22 protein-coding genes are annotated in these 20231 nt (G+C 41.3%); 14 read left to right on the forward strand and 8 right to left on the reverse strand.

All coding sequences use genetic code 11. The features are described from left to right. Both cysE and AB4209_RS06885 read left to right on the forward strand, forming a co-directional pair. Nucleotides 1-822, forward strand: a complete 822-nt coding sequence (cysE, locus tag AB4209_RS06880; RefSeq protein ID WP_009847961.1) for a serine O-acetyltransferase — start codon at nucleotides 1-3, stop codon at nucleotides 820-822. 97 nt (nucleotides 823-919) lie between these two features. After that, the gene (locus AB4209_RS06885; protein WP_372055274.1) at nucleotides 920-2071 is read left to right on the forward strand and encodes a murein hydrolase activator EnvC; all 1152 of its coding nucleotides are present in this window, start codon (nucleotides 920-922) and stop codon (nucleotides 2069-2071) included. A 62-nt stretch (nucleotides 2072-2133) separates the two neighbouring features. Here the strand turns inward: AB4209_RS06885 and AB4209_RS06890 are convergent, their stop codons facing one another. Then, nucleotides 2134-2772: a TetR/AcrR family transcriptional regulator gene (locus AB4209_RS06890; protein ID WP_017063104.1), complete on the reverse strand. Its 639-nt coding sequence runs from the start codon at nucleotides 2770-2772 to the stop codon at nucleotides 2134-2136. A 141-nt stretch (nucleotides 2773-2913) separates the two neighbouring features. Then, a complete protein-coding gene (locus AB4209_RS06895) occupies nucleotides 2914-4077 on the reverse strand; it encodes a nucleotide sugar dehydrogenase (RefSeq protein WP_372055276.1) in 1164 nt (387 codons plus the stop codon). Nucleotides 4078-4229: 152 nt separating this feature from the next. Between AB4209_RS06895 and rfaD the strand changes: the two genes are divergently transcribed. From rfaD to AB4209_RS06930, 7 genes are all read left to right on the forward strand, one after another. Then, the gene (rfaD, locus tag AB4209_RS06900; RefSeq protein ID WP_372055278.1) at nucleotides 4230-5171 is read left to right on the forward strand and encodes an ADP-glyceromanno-heptose 6-epimerase; all 942 of its coding nucleotides are present in this window, start codon (nucleotides 4230-4232) and stop codon (nucleotides 5169-5171) included. A 145-nt stretch (nucleotides 5172-5316) separates the two neighbouring features. After that, nucleotides 5317-6303, forward strand: coding sequence for a lauroyl-Kdo(2)-lipid IV(A) myristoyltransferase (lpxM, locus tag AB4209_RS06905; RefSeq protein WP_372055383.1), 987 nt, complete (start codon nucleotides 5317-5319; stop codon nucleotides 6301-6303). Then, nucleotides 6303-7340 carry a lipopolysaccharide heptosyltransferase II gene (gene waaF, locus AB4209_RS06910; protein WP_372055280.1) on the forward strand — a complete coding sequence of 346 codons (1038 nt, stop codon included), beginning with the start codon at nucleotides 6303-6305 and terminating at the stop codon, nucleotides 7338-7340. Before lpxM ends, waaF begins: the two co-directional genes overlap by 1 nt. Before the next feature lie 6 nt (nucleotides 7341-7346). Next, the gene (locus tag AB4209_RS06915) at nucleotides 7347-8516 is read left to right on the forward strand and encodes a glycosyltransferase (protein ID WP_372055282.1); all 1170 of its coding nucleotides are present in this window, start codon (nucleotides 7347-7349) and stop codon (nucleotides 8514-8516) included. A 2-nt stretch (nucleotides 8517-8518) separates the two neighbouring features. Continuing rightward, a complete protein-coding gene (waaA, locus tag AB4209_RS06920) occupies nucleotides 8519-9787 on the forward strand; it encodes a lipid IV(A) 3-deoxy-D-manno-octulosonic acid transferase (protein WP_372055283.1) in 1269 nt (422 codons plus the stop codon). Further along, nucleotides 9784-10671: a glycosyltransferase family 2 protein gene (locus tag AB4209_RS06925; protein ID WP_372055285.1), complete on the forward strand. Its 888-nt coding sequence runs from the start codon at nucleotides 9784-9786 to the stop codon at nucleotides 10669-10671. Before waaA ends, AB4209_RS06925 begins: the two co-directional genes overlap by 4 nt. Next, nucleotides 10671-11285, forward strand: a complete 615-nt coding sequence (locus AB4209_RS06930; RefSeq protein WP_372055287.1) for a DUF1919 domain-containing protein — start codon at nucleotides 10671-10673, stop codon at nucleotides 11283-11285. The genes AB4209_RS06925 and AB4209_RS06930 overlap by 1 nt, the downstream gene beginning before the upstream one ends. Nucleotides 11286-11375: 90 nt before the next feature. On the opposite strand, the gene AB4209_RS06935 is transcribed toward AB4209_RS06930, so the two are convergent. Both AB4209_RS06935 and AB4209_RS06940 read right to left on the reverse strand, forming a co-directional pair. Then, nucleotides 11376-12800 (reverse strand): hypothetical protein, encoded by a 1425-nt coding sequence (locus AB4209_RS06935; protein ID WP_372055289.1) that lies wholly within the window; start codon nucleotides 12798-12800, stop codon nucleotides 11376-11378. A 46-nt stretch (nucleotides 12801-12846) separates the two neighbouring features. Next, on the reverse strand, nucleotides 12847-13575 hold the full coding sequence (locus AB4209_RS06940) for a 3-deoxy-D-manno-octulosonic acid kinase (protein ID WP_372055291.1): 729 nt from the start codon (nucleotides 13573-13575) through the stop codon (nucleotides 12847-12849). Nucleotides 13576-13672: 97 nt separating this feature from the next. On the opposite strand from AB4209_RS06940, the gene AB4209_RS06945 reads away from it, so the two are divergent. The 5 genes from AB4209_RS06945 to AB4209_RS06965 are packed head-to-tail and all read left to right on the forward strand — an operon-like array spanning nucleotide 13673 to nucleotide 17957. Continuing rightward, nucleotides 13673-14725, forward strand: coding sequence for a glycosyltransferase family 9 protein (locus AB4209_RS06945; protein ID WP_372055385.1), 1053 nt, complete (start codon nucleotides 13673-13675; stop codon nucleotides 14723-14725). 8 nt (nucleotides 14726-14733) lie between these two features. Next, on the forward strand, nucleotides 14734-15516 hold the full coding sequence (locus AB4209_RS06950; RefSeq protein WP_372055293.1) for a glycosyltransferase family 2 protein: 783 nt from the start codon (nucleotides 14734-14736) through the stop codon (nucleotides 15514-15516). 1 nt (nucleotide 15517) lies between these two features. Beyond that, complete coding sequence (locus AB4209_RS06955) at nucleotides 15518-16549, forward strand: glycosyltransferase family 4 protein (RefSeq protein ID WP_372055295.1); 1032 nt, start codon at nucleotides 15518-15520, stop codon at nucleotides 16547-16549. Beyond that, a complete protein-coding gene (gene coaD, locus AB4209_RS06960; RefSeq protein ID WP_372055297.1) occupies nucleotides 16546-17025 on the forward strand; it encodes a pantetheine-phosphate adenylyltransferase in 480 nt (159 codons plus the stop codon). Before AB4209_RS06955 ends, coaD begins: the two co-directional genes overlap by 4 nt. After that, a complete protein-coding gene (locus tag AB4209_RS06965; protein WP_372055299.1) occupies nucleotides 17022-17957 on the forward strand; it encodes a glycosyl transferase family 90 in 936 nt (311 codons plus the stop codon). Before coaD ends, AB4209_RS06965 begins: the two co-directional genes overlap by 4 nt. 25 nt (nucleotides 17958-17982) lie before the next feature. On the opposite strand, the gene mutM is transcribed toward AB4209_RS06965, so the two are convergent. The 4 genes from mutM to rpmB all read right to left on the reverse strand — a co-directional run bounded on the left by mutM (nucleotide 17983) and on the right by rpmB (nucleotide 19941). Further along, a complete protein-coding gene (gene mutM / locus AB4209_RS06970) occupies nucleotides 17983-18792 on the reverse strand; it encodes a bifunctional DNA-formamidopyrimidine glycosylase/DNA-(apurinic or apyrimidinic site) lyase (RefSeq protein ID WP_372055301.1) in 810 nt (269 codons plus the stop codon). A gap of 2 nt (nucleotides 18793-18794) precedes the next feature. Next, a complete protein-coding gene (locus tag AB4209_RS06975) occupies nucleotides 18795-19319 on the reverse strand; it encodes a hypothetical protein (protein WP_032546317.1) in 525 nt (174 codons plus the stop codon). A 204-nt stretch (nucleotides 19320-19523) separates the two neighbouring features. Then, complete coding sequence (gene rpmG, locus AB4209_RS06980; RefSeq protein ID WP_002535344.1) at nucleotides 19524-19691, reverse strand: 50S ribosomal protein L33; 168 nt, start codon at nucleotides 19689-19691, stop codon at nucleotides 19524-19526. Nucleotides 19692-19704: 13 nt separating this feature from the next. Continuing rightward, nucleotides 19705-19941, reverse strand: a complete 237-nt coding sequence (gene rpmB, locus AB4209_RS06985) for a 50S ribosomal protein L28 (protein WP_004728407.1) — start codon at nucleotides 19939-19941, stop codon at nucleotides 19705-19707. Between the last annotated feature and the right edge of the window lie 290 nt (nucleotides 19942-20231).

Genomic DNA, 20231 nt, shown 5'->3' on the forward strand with positions numbered 1-20231 from the left:
ATGAAACACTGTGAACAACAAAAAGTTTGGCAATGCATTGTGAAGGAAGCTCGACAGCAGTCGGAGCAAGAACCTATGCTTGCGAGTTTTTACCATGCCACCATTATCAACCACGAAAGCTTAGGTGCTGCGCTTAGCTACATCCTAGCAAATAAGCTAAAAACAGCATCAATGCCAGCAATGGCAGTGCGTGAAGTGGTTGAACAAGCATTTAAGCAGGACCAATCGATTATTGATGCGGCCGCTTGTGATATTTGCGCGACGGTAAACCGAGATCCTGCGGTTGAGATGTACTCGATGCCTCTGCTTTATCTAAAAGGCTACCACGCTCTTCAAGGTTACCGAGTGGCTAACTGGTTGTGGAAGCAAGGTCGTATTGCGCTTGCCACTTACCTACAGAACCAAATTTCAGTTGCTTGCCAAGTGGATATTCACCCGGCGGCTCGTATCGGTAAAGCTATCATGCTTGATCACGCGACAGGCATTGTGATTGGTGAAACAGCCGTCGTTGAAAATGATGTCTCTATCCTTCAAGACGTGACTTTAGGGGGTACGGGTAAAGAAGGTGGCGATCGTCACCCTAAGATCCGAGAAGGCGTGATGATTGGTGCAGGTGCTAAAATCCTCGGCAACATTGAAGTGGGTGAAGGCGCTAAGATTGGTTCTTGCTCTGTGGTTCTACAAGCCGTACCGCCTCATACGACTGTCGCTGGTGTTCCTGCAAAAATTGTTGGAAAACCGAAAACTGACAAGCCGTCTTTAGATATGGACCAAGGATTCAATGGTCGCTCTCAGAACTTCATCCATGGTGATGGGATTTAAGAGCAAATTCGGGATTCGACGAATAACCGATAGCCGAGATGCGAAAAGACTCACAGCAAAAGACTCGCAGCAGCTGTTGATCATAAATAAGAGCAAAATGACGATAATGATGAAACAAATTCGAGCCATTAGCCGGACTCTTTTGATATCTACCAGCCTTGGTGTTGCTCTTTTACCTACATCGTCATTTGCCGCCTCTCAGGGGGAATTGAAAGGCGTAACGAGTGAAATATCTCGCCAACAAAAAAACCTATCCTCACAGCAGAAAAAGCTCGATAGCCTGCAAGCAAGCCTCAAGAAACAAGAGCTATCCATCGCTTCGCTTGAAAAAGCGATACTCGACAGTAAAAAGCAGCTCAATACGGCCAATGCAAATCTTGCTAACTTAGACACTAAGATTAAAGCGCTTACTGCTCAGAAAAAAGTCCAGACAGACAAGTTAGAGCAACTGATTCAGACTTACTACATGACAAGTCGAGCCAAAGCGTCTTCTCACATCCTCAACACCGGTGTCGAAGAAGATCGCATCAGTCACTATTACCAACACCTTGCCAAAGCGCGCTCCGCAACAATCAAAACGATTGAACAGACGCAACTTGAATTAGAAGAGAGCCATAAACAGCGTCAACTCGAGCAAGAACAGATAGCAACGCTGCTAAAACAACAAACCACCAAGCGCGATACGTTAGCAAAAACCCAAACACAACGTAAGAAAACGGTTGGTAGCATCAAGAAAAACATCTCGGGTGACCAGAATTACCTAGCAGAGCTTCAGCGAAATGAAACTCGCCTCAAAGCTGAAATAGCGAAAGCCGAAAAAGCAGCTCGCGAGAGGCGAAATGCCGTCCCTATGGATGGGTTAGCCAAACGTAAAGGCAAGCTGCCTTGGCCAATCAAAGATAAAGTTCTACATAACTACGGCTCACGCCAAACGGGTCAAATTAACTGGAAAGGCATGGTGATCAACGCCAAGTACGGTCAGCAGGTTAAATCCGTTTACTCAGGTACGGTGGTATTTGCCGAGTATCTGCGAGGCTATGGTTTAGTGGTTCTTCTCGATCATGGTAAAGGTGATATGACGCTCTATGGCTTTAACCAAGCACTACTGAAGAAAGAAGGTGACAAGGTTAAAGCGGGTGAAGCCATCGCGCTTGCAGGTGACACTGGCGGCCAAACACGCCCATCATTGTACTTTGAAATTCGTAGAAACAGCCAAGCCCAAAACCCGAAGAGCTGGTTGGTTCGATAAAGAGCAGATACGGGATGCAAGTATCTTTCTTCGAATCCCGTATACCGCTTACTCGTCTCTTTCTATTTAGAGTTCAACGCCCTTACACCATCTTCCAATAATGTCAGCTGCTCAAAACCTTGAGCTGTCGCAATCGGTTTAACCGTCGCGATCATCTGCAGCATTCCTTGATGAACCACTTGCTCGGTAATTTGAGCTTTTGGAGACATCGCAGATTGATACGCCAACCAACCTGATGCAATCAAGTGAAGAGACGTCACCATCGATTTCATTTCCGTATCCGTTGCTTTGAGCAGGTTCAACTCAACGAAGGCTCGCATGATATCGACAAGATTCGTTTGCAGCTTTTCTTGTACGGCCATGTAATCAAGGTGGAGCTTTTCATCACGTGACAATATTTCAGGTAAGTTTGCATAGAAGAATCGGTACTTCCACATCAGTGTGAAGATAGAATCTAAGTAGGTCTTGAGTAGCGTGAGGCTTTCTTGTTGGCCTTGAATCGGTGTGAACCTTTCAAGCAATTCTGTTGAATAGAGCGTAAAGATGTCACGTACAATTTCTTGTTTGTTACGGAAGTGGTAGTAGAGGTTACCAGGGCTAATCTCGATATGCTCAGCAATATGATTGGTCGTAATACTACGCTCACCGTGCTCATTAAAAAGCTCTAGAGCAGCGTAAACAATCTTGTCACGTGTTTTCATTAGTTATTAGTATCCCTATCCGTTTAGTGGTTCAGTATATCGCCACTAAGCGGATAGATCGAGCTGATAACATCTGGTCGAATTAGCAAACGCTAAAATTCACCTTCAATCAATAATACCTTTGATCAATCACTGCTGGAATCAATCACTGCCAAACAGGTCTCGCGTGTACACCTTATCTGCAACGTCTGATATTTCATCGACCATTCTGTTGGATACAATCACATCTGATACGGCTTTAAACTCTTCTAGGTCAGAATAAACCTTCGAGTTAAAGAAATGCTCTTCTTCCAACACAGGTTCGAACACGACCACTTCTATACCTTTAGCTTTCAAACGCTTCATGATGCCTTGAATCGACGACGCACGGAAGTTGTCCGAGCCGGCCTTCATGATCAAGCGATAAATACCTACAATTTTAGGCGAGCGCTTAATAATGGACTCCGCAATAAAGTCTTTACGAGTGCGATTAGCGTCAACAATAGCGCCCACAATGTTGTTTGGTACATCTTGGTAATTCGCCAACAACTGCTTGGTGTCTTTCGGTAAGCAGTAACCACCGTAACCAAATGAAGGGTTGTTGTAATGGTTGCCAATTCGAGGATCTAAGCCCACACCTTCGATGATCTGACGAGAATCCAAACCGTGCGCTTCGGCGTAAGAATCGAGCTCATTGAAATAAGAAACACGCATCGCTAGGTAGGTATTCGAAAAGAGCTTTACTGCTTCCGCTTCTGTAGAGTGAGTAAACAGTACGTCGATATTCTCTTTTTCTGCGCCTTCAACCAGCAGATTCGCAAACACTTTCGCTCGTTCAGAGCACTCACCAACGATAATACGTGATGGGTGTAGGTTATCGTACAGGGCTTTGCCTTCGCGTAAAAACTCAGGTGAGAACATAACGTTTACACAGTTCAGTTCTTGCTTAACGCGCTCAGTATAACCAACAGGCACCGTTGATTTGATCACCATGACGGCATTGGGATTGATATCCATGACGTCTTTAATGACCGATTCCACAGAGCTGGTATCAAAATAATTATTTTTTGGATCATAATCAGTTGGAGTAGCAATGATGACAAACTCAGCATCTTTGTAAGCCGCTTTATCTGTTGTCGCCCTGAAATTCAGCACCTTATTTGATAGAAAGTGCTCAATCTCATTATCTACAATTGGAGATTGCTTTTTATTAAGCATAGCTACTTTGTCTTCAACAATATCAACCGCTACCACTTCATGGTTTTGTGCCAACAACATCGCATTGGATAAACCTACATAACCGGTACCCGCAACTGCAATTTTCATGATAATACCTATAATTTCGAGTGCTTACTGCGCACTGACTTAAGACTAATTTGCTCATATCATACTCCGCTTAAGGAATTATTCCACTAGCCCGTCTTTGTCATTCCTTGCTATACTCACGGTAGTTTTATATTCAAAAGAGTAGGAAAAATATGATTATCGTAACGGGTGGCGCTGGCATGATCGGCAGCAATATTGTGAAAGCACTCAATGACGCAGGCCACAACGATATTCTAGTTGTCGACAACCTCAAGAACGGTAAAAAGTTCAAGAACCTTGTAGACCTAGACATCACTGACTACATGGATCGCGACGACTTCCTAACTCAAGTGATGGCTGGGGATGATTTCGGCCCTATTGAAGCTGTTTTCCATGAAGGTGCCTGCTCTGCGACCACTGAGTGGGATGGTAAATACATGATGCTTAACAACTATGAGTACTCAAAAGAGCTACTTCATTACTGTGTTGAGCGTGAAATCCCTTTCTTATATGCCTCTTCTGCTGCCACTTATGGCGAAACCGATACTTTTATCGAGGAGAGAGAATACGAAGGTGCATTAAATGTCTACGGCTATTCAAAACAACAATTTGATAACTATGTTCGTCGCTTAACAGCAGATGCTGTAGCGCATAATGAGACGTTACCTCAAATTACTGGTTTCCGTTACTTCAATGTTTACGGTCCACGCGAAGATCACAAAGGCAGCATGGCCTCTGTTGCTTTCCACCTAAACAATCAAATGAACGCCGGTGAGAACCCTAAGCTGTTCGCAGGTAGCGAAACGTTCCAACGTGATTTTGTGTATGTCGGTGATGTTGCCGCAGTAAACCTGTGGTTCTTAGAGAACGGTGTTTCTGGCATCTTTAACCTAGGCACCGGCAATGCTGAGTCTTTTGACGAAGTTGCCAAAGCGGTAATTAAGCACCACGGTAAAGGTGAAATCGAAACGATTCCTTTCCCTGAGCATTTAAAAGGCGCTTACCAAGAGTTTACTCAAGCTGATCTTACGAAACTTCGAGCAGCAGGCTGTGATGTGGTATTTAAAACTGTAGCGCAAGGCGTTGCGGAGTATATGGCACTTCAAAACAAATAAGCATTAATGTTCAATATTCAATATTCAATATTCAATATTCAATGTAACTTTAATGCTTAATGCTTAATGCTTAATGCTTAATGCTCGATATAACTTTGATACTCAATAATAACAGCGGTTCAGACAATGAACTGCTGTAGTAGTGATTATGACCCAAAGAAACGATTTTGATCCAAAAGCTTATAATCCAACATTCAACCGAAGCTTCCTAACGCCTAAATTTTGGGGAACTTGGTTAGGGGTTATTGCTGGCCTCCCTCTTGCAATATTACCTCTCAAAGCTCAAAAATGGCTTGCTAAAACCATTGCAGCTAAACTCGCAAAATCTCAAACTGGGCCTGCGCACCGCAGCCGTGTTAACTTTGAACTCTGCTTCCCAGAGAAGACATTCGAAGAGCGTGAAGCCCTGATTGAAAAAACACTGTTTACTGCATCACTATTTTTCATCCGCTTTGGTTTATTGAGTTTGAAACCCGCTTCCTGGCTAAAGAAGCGCTGCCAGATTAAAGGCTTAGATATATTACAAGGCCACATTGACGCTAATGAGAATGTCATATTGATGGTACCTCACTCCTGGGCGATTGATGTACCAGCCATTCTTCTTGCGTCTATGGATATGCCAGTATCTGCCATGGCAAAGAAACAAAAAAATGATGTTACTGATTGGCTTATGCACAAACAACGTGTTCAACACGGTGGCCGTGTATATGAACGTTCTGGTGGAATAAAACCATTTTTGAAATCAATTCGAGATGGCTATATCGGATACTACCTGCCAGACCAAGACCATGGCCCCGAACATAGTGTTTTTGTCGATTTTTTTGCGACAAGAAAAGCGACGCTGCCAGGCTTGGGGAAAATAGCGAAGCTATCTCGGGCAAAAGTCCTGCCATTGTTTGCATCAATGAATACCGAAGACGGCTCTTTTAATATCGAGATATTACCGGCTTTTGAACTCGATAAAGGCGAAGAGCAAGACGCAAGAACGTGTAATCAAGCGATCGAATATTTCGTTGGAGACAAGCCTGAACAGTACATGTGGATACTTCAGCTTCTGCACTCTCAAGAAGATGGCAATAATTACTACAACCTCTTCAAACCAAGATACAAAACAGACTGGCGCATAAAGTAATGAAAAAGATCCTAATTATTGGTCCTTCATGGGTTGGCGACATGGTTATGTCTCAATCACTCTATATTGTATTGAAGAAGCTTCACCCTGAAAGCCAAATAGATGTGATTGCTCCTGGATGGTGCAAACCAATCCTTGAACGTATGCCAGAAATACACCAAGCAATCGAGATGCCTATTGGCCATGGCGCATTTAATTTATTGGGTCGTCGAGAGATAGGTAAATCTTTGCGCGCAAACCAATATGACCACGCCTATATTTTACCGAAGTCTGCTAAGTCTGCCCTTATTCCTTGGTTTGCCAACATCCCACTGCGCACAGGTTGGAAAGGTGAGATGCGCTATGGCCTATTAAACGACCTGCGCCCAAATATGAAGTCATTTCAATTCATGGTTGAACGCTATGTTGCCCTAGCCTACACCGAAAAAGAGATGATTGACTCTTCATCATTGGGTGGCCTAGATACTCTTCCTCGCCCTCAATTATTCATTAATGAAACGGAACAAACAGCAACCATTGCCAAGTTTAACCTAGAGAATGACAGCTCAATTATTGGCTTATGTCCAGGTGCTGAGTTCGGCCCAGCCAAAAAATGGCCGGAAGAGCACTACGCAGAGGTTGCTACCAACATGAGCCAAGCGGGCAAACAAATATGGCTATTTGGCTCTCAAAAAGACTTGGAAACTTGTAACAACATCAGAGCATTAGTACCTAAAGAGCTGCAATACCGTATTCATGTTTTAGCTGGCCAAACAAGCTTAATTGAAGCTGTTGATTTATTAGGTGCGTGCGACACCGTGGTTGCCAACGATTCAGGTTTAATGCACGTCGCTGCTGCAGTCGGTTGCAATGTCGTTGCGGTATATGGTTCAACATCACCTAAATACACCCCGCCGTTAGCTGAGAAAGTCGAAATCGTTCATACTGACATCGATTGCCGCCCCTGCTTTAAGCGTGAATGTCCACTGGGGCATTTAAATTGCCTGAAGCAACTATCGCCCCAAAAAGTCATCAACAAAATAACTAATATCGAGTAAGGTTCAATGCAAATAGCTATCGTTGTTAATAGTTTGAAAATTGGTGGAATGGAAAGGGTTGCTGTCAACTTGGCAGACTCCTTTCTAGATGCAGGCCATAAGACCGATCTCATATATTTAAAGAATCGAACGTGCGAGCTCTCACCGAAGAACAAAGCTTTACCCATCCATCTATTCAATTTGAAGAAAAGCGTCTTCTCCACAGGTGTTGGGATTGTCTGGTTTATTATTTGTAAGCTTTTGAATTTAATCTCACGAAAAACATTCCCAATCTGGTTTGCTTACGCGGAAGCCCTTGCCTTTAAAAAACATTTGTGTGCATTGGAGAAAAAGAACGGGGAAAAATTTGACCTCGTCATTTTTCGTGGACAAGGTACGTTTGAGCACCTCTGGCCATTACAAGACGCCAGGTTTGTGTATGTATGCGAAAATGTTCAAAGAGCAGATATGTATGGTCCTTTATCTCGCTGGGTATTTAGCAAGCTATTTGATGAACGTAATGTCGCTTGCGTATCAGATGGCGCACTAAATAGCTTTCGAGATATGACGAAACTACACGGCATTACACCTCGAAAACCTGTCATGCTAAATAACCCGAATGATTTTCTACATATTCAGCAGCAAGCCACTTTACAAACTAATCCATTACACGAGAAACCGTATATCCTTGGGCTAGGTCGTATCGTTCCCCAAAAAAACTTCTCATTACTTGTCCAAGCGTATGACTATGCAATTAAAAACTTTAGTATCCAACAAGATTTAATACTCGTTGGCGATGGTAATGATCGTGCAACGGTCGAAAATGAAGTCTCTCGACTCGGCCTGAATGATAGAGTTCATTTCAAAGGTTCACAAACCAATCCTTTCCCTTGGTATCAACAAGCGGATCTTTACGTTTTAAGCTCAAAGCATGAAGGGTTGGGTATGGTTCTCATTGAATCGCTAGCTTGCGGGACAAAAGTCGTTTCAACAGACAGTCATGGCGGTGTTAGACAAATAATGAACGGAGAGCTTGAACCATTCTTATCCAAAGAAACGCCAGATTCACTGGGTACAACAATAAACGAGGCTCTGAACTTCAAAGAAAGTGAAGCGTTTAGTAACTTTGTACAAGATACATTAAAACGTTTTGACGGAAAAATTATCGTGGATAACTACTTGAAAGAGTTTACATAAGAATGCTTATTCGCATCATCTATACGCTCGTGCTTGCATTGGCCTCTCCGCTGTTGTTATTTGGGCTTTACAGAAAAAAGCCCGGTAAACCTTCATTTGGTAACAGATGGAAAGAGCACTTTGGTATTACCCCAACGTTAAGTACACAATCTCATCCGATTTGGATTCATGCAGTGTCTGTTGGTGAAACAATGGCTGCTATTCCTCTGATAAAAGAGATGAAAAAGAAAGATCCGAGCTTGCCAATCATTGTGACGACAACGACAAGTACCGGGGCAGAGCAAGTCGTGAAATTAGGCGATCTGGTCGAGCATCGCTATATGCCGATCGACTTCTCTTTTGCAGTAAAGCGCTTCCTCAAAGTCGTGAAGCCCCAGAAGATGTTGATAATGGAAACTGAGCTTTGGCCAAACACATTACATGTTGTTTCCAAAGCTAAAGTGCCGATTCATGTGTTAAACGCACGACTTTCTGAGAAGTCATTTAGGAATTACCGCAAGATCCAATGGCTGTTTAATTTACTTGCAAACAGTGTTACTCAAATTTGCTGTCAAAGCTCAGAAGATACCAAAAGGTTTAAAAACCTCGGGGTCAGTCCCGAAAAACTAACGACAACAGGTTCAGTGAAGTTTGATATCCATGTAGACCAAAACATCCTTGACCAGGGTAAGTTACTAAGAGAAAGGTTGGGGAATAACCGCCCTGTTTGGATTGCAGCCAGTACTCATAAGGGCGAGGATGAGCAAATTATTTACGCTCATAAACGTCTACTTGAGACTCACCCAAATGCTTTACTCGTCTTAGTGCCTCGTCATCCAGAACGTTTTGAATCCGTATTCCAACTTTGTATGAATGAGAAGTTCCATATAGAAAAGCACTCCCACAAAGCGCCGAGTGTTAGCCCAGAGACTTCAGTGTATATCGGTGATGTCATGGGGCAAATGCTGACGCTCATTGGTGCTTCTGATCTATGTTTTATGGCTGGCAGCTTAATTGGCAACAAAGTTGGTGGGCATAATATGCTTGAACCTGCTATTTTAGGTGTACCTATCATTACGGGTTCTAGCTTCTTTAACTTCCTAGAGATCGTTAATAGTTTGAAAGAACTAGGTGGGATTGAGATAGTTAACACCTCAGATGAGCTCGCCCTCACCCTTCAGTCTTTGCTTGAAAAAGACGAACAACGTACACAATTAGCTAAGCAGGCAAAGCTGTTTGTAGACCAAAACAGCGGTGCTATTCAAAAGACATTAGAAGAGCTCGCCCTATGATTCACAATAACCCATTAATTTCCGTCATTATTCCCATTTATAACGTAGAAGAGTATCTAGCGGAGTGTTTAGAATCGGTTATTCGACAGACCTATAAGAACATTGAAGTTTTGTGTGTGATTGATGGTTCGAGAGACAACTCGCAAACCATTGCGGAAAAATATGCCACCTCCGATTCAAGACTTAACGTCATCCTACAGGAAAACCAAGGCCTTTCGAGCGCTCGCAACACGGGGATCGATGTAGCTAAAGGTGACTATATTTTCTTGCTCGATTCGGATGACTGGCTTGTCGATGATGCGTTAGAAAACCTAATAAATGCCTCTTTGAAACACAACAAACATATCGTAACTGGTGGGATCATTTCATTTGAACATGATACAAAAGTAGAGTCTCCATATAAAAAGAATCGGAAGATAGGCGCACTGACTTTGTCTGGTACAAACTTCTTTAGTGTCGAGGTCATGGCATGGAATAAACTTTACCACAAGAGTGTTCTTGAGGGCCGGCGCTTCACACCAAAACTGATCCATGAAGATGAAGACTTTTATTGGCGCACCATGCCATACTATCGAGATGTGTTTGCAATTCCTCAAGAGATTATCTTCTATCGAAAGCGCAGTAATTCGATCATGAGTAACAAACGCAGAGACGAACAGTATCAAGAAAACTACATCACTATTATTGATGCTGCTTTCCAAGAAAGAACTAAACATAAAGACCTTAACTTTGCCTTTAGAAAGTGCGCTATCAAGTACTTACATCAACTAAAAGCTAAGCAAGCACCTTTTGAAAAGTATGAAGCTCATGTTTCAAATGAGTATAACCTAAAGGACAATAAGCTCACCAAACTCACCACGAAACTGATCGGAGTGTTTTCATAGTGAAGAAGTCGATAGATGAATTAAAGAAAAAACTACGAAGAGCATATTTGGGAACTGAAGAGTTTTCGATTATCAGTGATAACTGCTGGGGTGGCTTTATGCACCAGCACTTAGGGGTACCTTATAAAAGCCCGTTTGTTGGACTCTTTATCTTTTCTCCTGATTACCTGGTCATGCTACGTGATCTAAAATACTACTTATCTCAAGCTGATCTGACGTTTATCTCTCATGATGAATCTAAGTACAAAGAAGAAGTGGTCAAAAATGGTGAGTACAACAAATACCCTATAGGTATTCTCGGAGAGAAGGTCGAGATTCATTTCTTGCACTATACCGATCAATATGAAGCACAAGAGAAGTGGGAAAGAAGGCTAAAACGAATAAAATGGGAGAATCTACTCATTAAGTTTAGTGACCGAGATATGTGTACACCTTCATTGCTAAATGAATTTCATCAACTTCCTTACCATCAAACCTTGTCATTTAGTGTCAAACCTACAGGACATCCAAATAATTATAACTTTGACACACAGGCTAACGAGTGGAAAGCATTTAAGAAGTTTGTTTCTCCTACTAGGCTGTTAAAGAAGCACTTAGCTCCTAAACGTAAGTAGAGGCTGCTTTAATGGTATCTAATGATTAAGGCCTTTTTGTGTTGCACACAAAAGAGCCTTAGAATTAGCTCTAGGAATAATGAACTGTATTTAGTTACTTTTAAAAGCTGATTTTATTTTCTTCTTCAACTCTTTTCTTCTCTTTTTAAGCGACAGTTTAAAGAAGTAAAGTTTATCTTTAAACTTCATTTTGTAAGCTTCACTTACCATTCCATTTTTAGCTTTAAAATAGTTTACCGCCCGAATATCTCGCTTATCTTTGTTTTCATCACGATTGGTTTTAAATCCTAGAATCTCATTCAAAGATATAAATCTATAACCCATTATACTATAAGTTAATGATGGGTCTTCGAAGTATAAAGCCAAATCACTTGGGTACCAGTGCATATAATCATTGTGTAACCCAACTTCTTCTGAGTGTTTAGCGTTGGCGTCGATACTTATAACGTCAATGTCGTTTGCTTCTCGCATTGAAAAAAGCTCTAGAGCTATACTACCGGTAAAGACACTCTGGTTTTTGTAATCAACACCAATTGAATCTATGCATTTAGCGACCGTTTTTAATCTCAGTCTGTTCAAAATAACTTTCGCAAAGGGCATCAGAGTGATTTTGACTATATCTTTTGTTTCTTCAACATTATCTGTTGAATGAATAGAATGCTTGCCACCACCACATATTTTCCGAATACTTTCTTTTAATTCTATATCTCTCGTTTCTCCTCGCGTTTCAAAGATCATGAACTTTGTAGGTTGCCCAAATTTAAAGCAATGTTTTCCTTTTCGCCTTGCGCCTTGCCAAGCCTCTCCACTCTTCCCTGTCCATTCTTCATTTTTATACGCGATTGCACATAGAGTATTGATGCCATTTTTACTCAAATTCAGCGAGTATGTGTACACGAGAGTATCACCGTATTCCTTTATAATATCTTTGTACTTGTGCACTCCATTTGGCCATACTACCGCGACTCGCAGAGTTGAATCAAAATCTAAAGCTATTGTTGCCAACTTCTGAATCAGGTCTAAATTAGCCCCATGCTTCTCAAAGTGTTTTAGGCCATATTCAGCCTCTACCTCATTAACAACCACTGTCTTAACATTTCGATTTAACAAAGCTAGGATCGCAATACGATGAGCGCCATCTAAAGGGGTGCTGTTCCCAGATATGGGGATATACTGTAAGTCTTCGTCATAGTTTTCCTGCAGTTCAAAGAATAACGTTTTAAAACTATCGACAAAGTCTTGAGCGCTCGACTTATTGCTATCTCCGGGCTCTATGAACGTGTTTTTGGTGAAGATTTTGATCGTTTCTAAATACAAATCCTGATAATATTTCTCACGCTCGCTATCAGAGTTAAGCCAGGCCTCAGCAAGTTTCATTTTGACATAGATATCCACACGTCTATGAGAAAGCAATTCTCTTGCTGGAATTGTTTCTATATCATATTGAGAGCTATTAAGTTTACTATGAAACCTTGAATCTATTTTTTCTGAGACTTGTTCTTTGCTAATCTTCACTACTACACCTATATAAATCCTTACCAATACTAAGCTACTATCGGAATTAACTCAGCTTATCAAACCCTATAGCTTCTTGATAACTAGAAACTATATACTCAAAACAGTTCTCTTCCCAGTAAATTGAATTTTTATCCATTTCTTTATGAAAGGAACGCAAGAGCCTGTCTAAGTTATTTTTCTTCCATTCTTCGCCTTGCTTTACATGGCACTTGTCAAAGTCAATAACCCACACCCTATCGTCCACATCAATAAGAATATTATGGATATTTAAGTCGGTATGATTGACCTGCGCTTTATGCATTTTAGCGATTTCTACGCCAATCGCATAATACGTACTATCAGACAGTGACTGCTCTTCAAGAATCGCTACTAAGTCCCTAGCGTTGGGGATTTTTTCACTCAAAAGATCCGCTTGATAGGTGACACCATTTCTCACCACTCGAGCAGCAATCGGCTTCGGCACATTAACTCCCGACTTCTTAAGCACTTTAAGCAGTTCGAACTCTTGATAACTTCGGGTTTTCTCATCACCAAAGTACAGGTAACTATCTTTTACAAGCTTACTAAATAAGCCACCACGACGGTAATGACGCAGTGCTGCTTGAATAGTGTCTAACTCAACAAACCACGTTGTACCGCGCCCTGTTGCACTACCAATGATTTTATCTTGCTGCTGCCAGTATTCGGCATCAAAGGCACACTTTACCTGTTCTTGTGAAATTAATGATTCGTCAAACCAAATCACTTGATTGTCAAAGTTAAGCGTTTGCATCCTATCTACCTACTTAATTGCTTAGTTTTATTTTACATTCCCCTAGCCCAACTGCATAATTCTTATTAATCAATTTGATAGAGTTCACGTCATGCCTTTGTTCGAATCTGCCCCTAGATCACTCTGTATTTTGCGACTTTCTGCGATTGGTGACGTATGCAACACCATAGCTACTGTTCAAGCTATTCAAAAGCAATGGCCAGAGACTAAGGTCACTTGGATCACCGGAAAGCTAGAAGCTCAACTGCTTGCTGCAATCGAAGATGTTGAAGTGCTCACCTTTGACAAAAAGGCAGGCCTTGAAGGCTACAAGTCGTTATGGCGCCAGCTCAAAGGTCGTGAATTTGATGCGCTACTTCACATGCAATACGCACTTCGGGCAAGCTTTGCCACTCTAGGTATTAAAGCTAAGTATAAGCTAGGGTTTGCTATCGATCGTAGCCAAGACTTTCAAACTCTGTTTACCAATACCAAAGTGACCTCTCCTTCATCTTTACATGTCGCTGATGGATTAATGGCCTTTGCTCAACATATAGGTGTTCGAGATACGTCACTGAGTTGGTCTCTATCGTATACAGAATCAGACAGCGAATGGGCGCTTCAGCAGCTCAATTCAAATAAACCTAACCTATTACTTGTGCCTGGAGCGAGTAAAGCTTACAAAAACTGGCATGCTCAAGGCTATATTGATGTAATTCACCATGCTAAGAAAGCTGGTTGGAGCGTTATACTGGCAGGCAGTCCTGCGAAAGTTGAAATCGACCTAGCAGAAGAAATACAGAGAAAACTAACAGAACCTTGCCTGAACTTAGTTGGACAGAGCTCTATCATGCAAATGTTGGCGTTGATTGATAAAGTAAATATGGTGATAGCTCCAGATACGGGGCCAACACACATTGCTAATGCTATGCAAACACCTGTGATTGGCCTCTATGCACACCATAACCCAGCGCGAGTAGGGCCATATCGTTACCTGAGCTATGTGGTATCAGTTTATGAAGAAGCCATTTTCTCTGAGACAGGGAAAAATAGCCAAGAGCTCGATTGGCGAACTCGCGTCAAAGACAAAAACGCAATGGATAGAATTCCATCATCTAAAGTAATAGAAAGATTCAACAATGTCGCTGACAACATTCTTAATAAAAAATAGGTTAACCAATGATAACAGGCGTAGTAATAACTCTAAATGAAGAAAAAAATGTTGAAGAATGCATCCTTTCATTACAAAGAGTATGTGATGAAGTGATTATCGTTGATTCAGAAAGCACAGATAATACAGTGGAGTTAGCATTTCAACTGGGCGCAAAGGTAATCTCGCAACCTTATCTAGGTGATGGCATCCAAAAAAATGTAGGCTTAGACTATGCTAGCAATAACTGGATACTTAGTATTGACGCTGATGAACGCCTCACCGATGAGTGTGTAGACTCAATCAACGCACTAAACCTAAAACAGACCGAACATGACGCATTTGCTTTTCGTCGACGAAACTATATTGGTAGTCGTTGGATTAAACAGTGTGGTTGGTACCCCGACTTTTGTATCCGTTTATATAATCACAATAAAACCCGCTTTTCAGCAGTTAAACAACATGCATCAGTTCAAGCAAATAACCCTTGCCAACTTGATGCCGATCTAATTCATTATTCATTCGAAAACCTTGGACAACTTTTCGCTAAGCCGGGGAGAGACTTTAGCGGACGAGCAGCAAAGATAATGTATCAAAAAGGTAAAAGAGCAAATTCAATGTCACCATTTATACATGGTTTAAGTGCCTTTATTCGAAAGTTTGTTTTTCAGAAAGGTTTCTTAGGGGGCACTGATGGGATGACCGTTGCGTTAAGCTCCGCGGTAAATAGCTATTTAAAATATGCCAAACTACTAGAGATGCAACGCGATCCAAAAGTCTTAGAGAAAACTGACTTCAATAAGGTCTGGTAGAATGCATATTTGTCACGTAAATTTAGCGTCAGGCTATCATGGAGGAGAAAACCAAACTCTCACTTTGATCAAACATCAAATAGAGCTAGGCTACTCGCTTACGATAGTTGCTAACCCCACTAGTCCTTTTTATACCGCAGTTAGTCAACTAAGCTGTAAATTGGTGCCGTCAACACACTACCTTAAAGAGCATTCTAGATCTATTACTGACGGCTGTGAACTGATTCATGTGCATGAAGGAAGGGCTATCTATTGGGCGTTAATTCAAAGCATGCTCTATAAAATCCCATATATAATTACACGTCGAATTGACAACTCTCTTAAGAAAAGGTTCTTCGCAAATCTAGCCTACTCAAGAGCTTCTTCGATTGTAGGTCTAAGTTCAGAGATAGTTAACGAGATCAAAGATAAATATCCTCATAAAAACATTAGTAAAATTGCAAGTTCTCCGGTCAGTTACGATGTAAATGACCGGGACCTTGAAAAGTTAAAGCAAAGATTTGAAAATAAGTTTCTGATTATCCATGCTGCAAACATGGTTAAACACAAGGCGTTTGATGTGTCTATAAAAGCAATGAAACAGCTACCTGAGACCCATGCTCATATACACCTTGCGCTTCTCGGTGATGGAAAGGAACGAGATGATTTGGAGAGGCTAGCTAATGGCGCCACGAATATCAGCTTTGAAGGTAAACAATCGAACATGGGAGATTGGTTTGCAGCCGCCCAATTACAGATACACCCATCACATAGTGAAGGTTTAGGATCTGTTATCTTGGAAGGTATTAAAGCTGGACTACCTGTAATTGCTACAAATACAGGAGGGATACCAGATATAATAACTCATGGTTCAAGCGGCTTACTCATAGATACAGATGATCCGATAGCTTTAGCAAATGCCATTGTGAAAATTGAACAAAGTGTAAGTCTTCAAGCAACGCTAATAACCGGTGGGCAAGAGAAAATAAAAATTTTTGATATTGGCTCAGCAGCTAAGAAATACGAAAATATTTATAAAAAGGTAAAAAAATGAAACATGTAATTTACCCAGGAACTTTTGACCCCTTAACCAATGGACACCTTGATATTATCGAGCGCACATCTGGCATGTTTGAGTCTCTAGTTATAGGCGTAGCCGCAAGCCCGTCAAAAAAAACCATGTTTAGCCTAAATGAGAGAGTAAATCTAGTTCAAAAGTCATGTAAGCATCTCACAAATGTCTCTGTTGTTGGCTTTAGTGGTTTACTAGTAGATTTCGCGAGAGAGCAAGAAGCAAATATTCTAATTCGAGGCTTACGCACTACTATGGACTTTGAGTATGAGTTTGGTTTAACTAGTATGTATAGAAAGCTCCTTCCTGAGCTTGAAAGTATTTTCTTAACCCCAAGTGAAGAGTATGCATTTCTTTCATCAACAATCGTCCGAGAAGTTGCAATACATAAAGGAAATGTCGCTCAATTTGTACCTTCCCCTGTTAATCAAGCTCTCTTACACAAGCTAAAGTCATGAGAAAATTAAAGTATTACTTATCAAATAGTTTATTTACTATTTTACCTGCTGTTGTTTTTCGCCAATACGCAAAAAAAACTTTAGATTCTGTATGTAAATACGATCAAAATTATATTCAACAACGCGTTGATTATTATTGTAAACTTCAATCCAACTTTAAGTTTTCTGAAACAAACTCAACACTCGTACAAAACTTCACGAAGACAGGTGGCACAACTTATTACTATGATTTACTCAAAGTCGTTAAAGCTTTTCCCAGTAAATATGCGTTTAACTATGTTAATGGTGATGTAACTACAGTCCCCAAAGAACCTAGTTTTTTAAAGAGTCGTCCGATCGAAGGAGACAATAATAACTCGATCATCCTCAAGCTCAACGCAATCAGACACTATATTTTTATAGATAAAGATAAATCATATAGAAGTAAGAAGAATATGGTAGTTTGGCGTGGGGCTGGTTTTCGCCCTAACCGCAGAGCGCTATTAAAAAAACATTTCGAACACCCAAAATGCAATATTGGACGAGTAGATGCACATATAGCGCAAGGAGAGCAACGAAAATATCTAATCTCTCCAATGACCATAGCTCAACAACTTGAATATCGCTACATCCTCAGTCTTGAAGGAAAAGATGTTGCTACAAACTTAAAATGGATTATGTCTTCAAATTCTCTCTGTATTACCACTAAGCTAAGATACGAAACTTGGTTTATGGAAGGAAAACTCAAACCAGGAATCCATTTCGTAGAAGTAAAAGAAGACTTCTCTGATCTAATTGAAAAAATGGAATATTACGATAAACACCCTGATGAAGCAGAGCAGATTATAAAAAACGCTAACCAGTGGGTAGACCAATTTAGAGACCAAAAGCGAGAACGTCTGATCTCACTTCTGGTCGCACAGAAATACTTCAATAAATCAGGGCAAATGTAACTTTGCCCTTTCTCATCTGAAGTGTCTACTTTTGACACTCACTGCAAAAAAACGTATTTCTTTGCCCTATTTTCAATTCTTGAATAAGAGCTTCACAATTAGGGCACTTTTCGCCTGCTTTTCCATAAACTTGTAGCTCTTGTGCGAAGTATCCTGGTTTACCATCTGCTTGAGCGAAGTCTTTTAGTGTAGTGCCACCTTGTTTAATAGCAGTAGCAAGTACTTGTTTGATCTCATCGGTTAACAAGATCCATTCGGCTTTGGTCACTTTGTTTGCCGATCGTAACGGGTGGATTTTTGCAGAGAACAAGGCTTCGTTAGCGTAGATATTCCCGACACCGACCACTACTTTGTTGTCCATGATGAACTGCTTGACTGCGACTTTACGCTTTTCTGCTTTCTCAGCGATGTAATCAGCGTTAAAGTCGTCCGTTAACGGCTCAGGACCAGAACCAAGCAACACAGAGTGGACTTCATCAGGCGCCGACCACAACCAAGCGCCAAAGCGGCGAGGGTCGTTGTAGCGTAGTACTTTTCCATTAGTGAGCTTAAGATCCACGTGATCGTGCTTGGCTGCTGGAAAGTCAGCGTCTAATACGCGTAGTGAGCCAGACATACCAAGGTGAACAATGGCAGTGCCAGTATCCGTTTCAATCAATAGGTACTTTGCACGGCGCGAGATGGAGCGAATCATCTGCCCTTCTAATGCTTTTAACTCTTGTGGGATATCCCAACGCAGCTTGGGCGTGCGAAAAGTAAGAGTTTTAATGGTCTCACCGACTAAATGAAGCGAGATCCCCATTCTGCTTACTTCGACTTCGGGTAATTCAGGCATAGTTAGTCGTCCGATTTAGATGAGTGGTTAGCGTTAAAGCTTGGAAACAGGTAGCTCTCTTCAATAGACACCGCCAACCACTGATCATTCCAGTTTTTTAACAACCAGAACTCAGGCAATTGATAATAGGTAATACGCTGGGGCTCTTCTTGGTCTTGATACCATACTTCGATGGTGTGTGGTGTATTTAACCGAGGCGTAAGGTCTGTGTAGGTCTGTGAGTCGACTTCCGTGCCCACAAGCTCTTTCCAACGTTGTGACAGCTCTTGTGCATTGGTGGCTTGAGGAAAGTCAGTATCTTCGAACTGGTAAACCCATTGATTATCTTGTTGAATGACAGACCACTTAGCAAAGTGTAACGCTTGAAGCTTTGCTGTTGGGTTCAGGAGATAAGGATAAGGGCTATCAACCTGCGGTTCAGGCTCGATAAGGTACGCTTTGATCAATGTTGGAAGGTTTAACACGCCAATAAAAGCGATCACACTGAACATGAGTATGTTGTTCCACCGGCGTCCACGATATCTCATCTGATTCTGCTCATCTAACCTATTGAACATTCAGTATATCGTGAAAGTGGCAATACTTTCTATGTTGTACAGATTTCTATCTATCAGAGGCTATATCAAGCAAGAATAATTGAGTTCCTCAAATTTTAGATATAAAAAAACCCAGCGATTAAACTGGGTTTTTCAATTCTTTCTTCTACTGAAGAAGAGCAAAAAAAGCATCAATTACTTGATTTTAGCTTCTTTGTACATAACGTGTTGGCGAACTACTGGATCAAACTTTTTGATCTCAAATTTGCCTGGCATGTTACGCTTGTTCTTATCAGTTGTGTAGAAGTGACCAGTACCTGCAGAAGATACTAGACGAATTTTCTCACGAATGCCTTTAGCCATTGCTTAATTCCTCTTAAACGTTTTCGCCACGTGCACGGATATCAACAAGAACAGCATCGATGCCTTTCTTATCAATGATACGCATGCCTTTAGCAGTTAGACGTAGTTTAACAAAACGTTTTTCGCTCTCTACCCAGAAACGATGAGTTTGTAGGTTCGGCAGAAAACGGCGCTTAGTAGCATTGCGTGCGTGTGAACGGTTGTTACCCGTTACTGGACGCTTACCAGTTACTTGGCATACTCGGGACATGAATGTCTTCTCCAATCGTTTCAGCTCGATATCAACCTTGGTGGCCGAACCTCTCTATCAATTAAAATAGAAGGTAAAAACCGTTATGGAAAATCCATACAAGGCTATCAAAGGTCGCGCATTATACTAACTTGACACGCATTGCTCAAGACCCGAACAGATCCTTTTTACGGATTTCGTGATCTTTTTTTGTGCAGCGCAGCTTGCTTGAGTAATCAGAGCTGATTTTAGGTCTAAAAATGTGGGCGGAATAATAGCAGATTTAACGCAACTAACAACCTAAAATGTGA

The organism is Vibrio sp. 10N.286.48.C11, from assembly GCF_041469805.1.
GTDB lineage: Bacteria > Pseudomonadota > Gammaproteobacteria > Enterobacterales > Vibrionaceae > Vibrio > Vibrio crassostreae_C.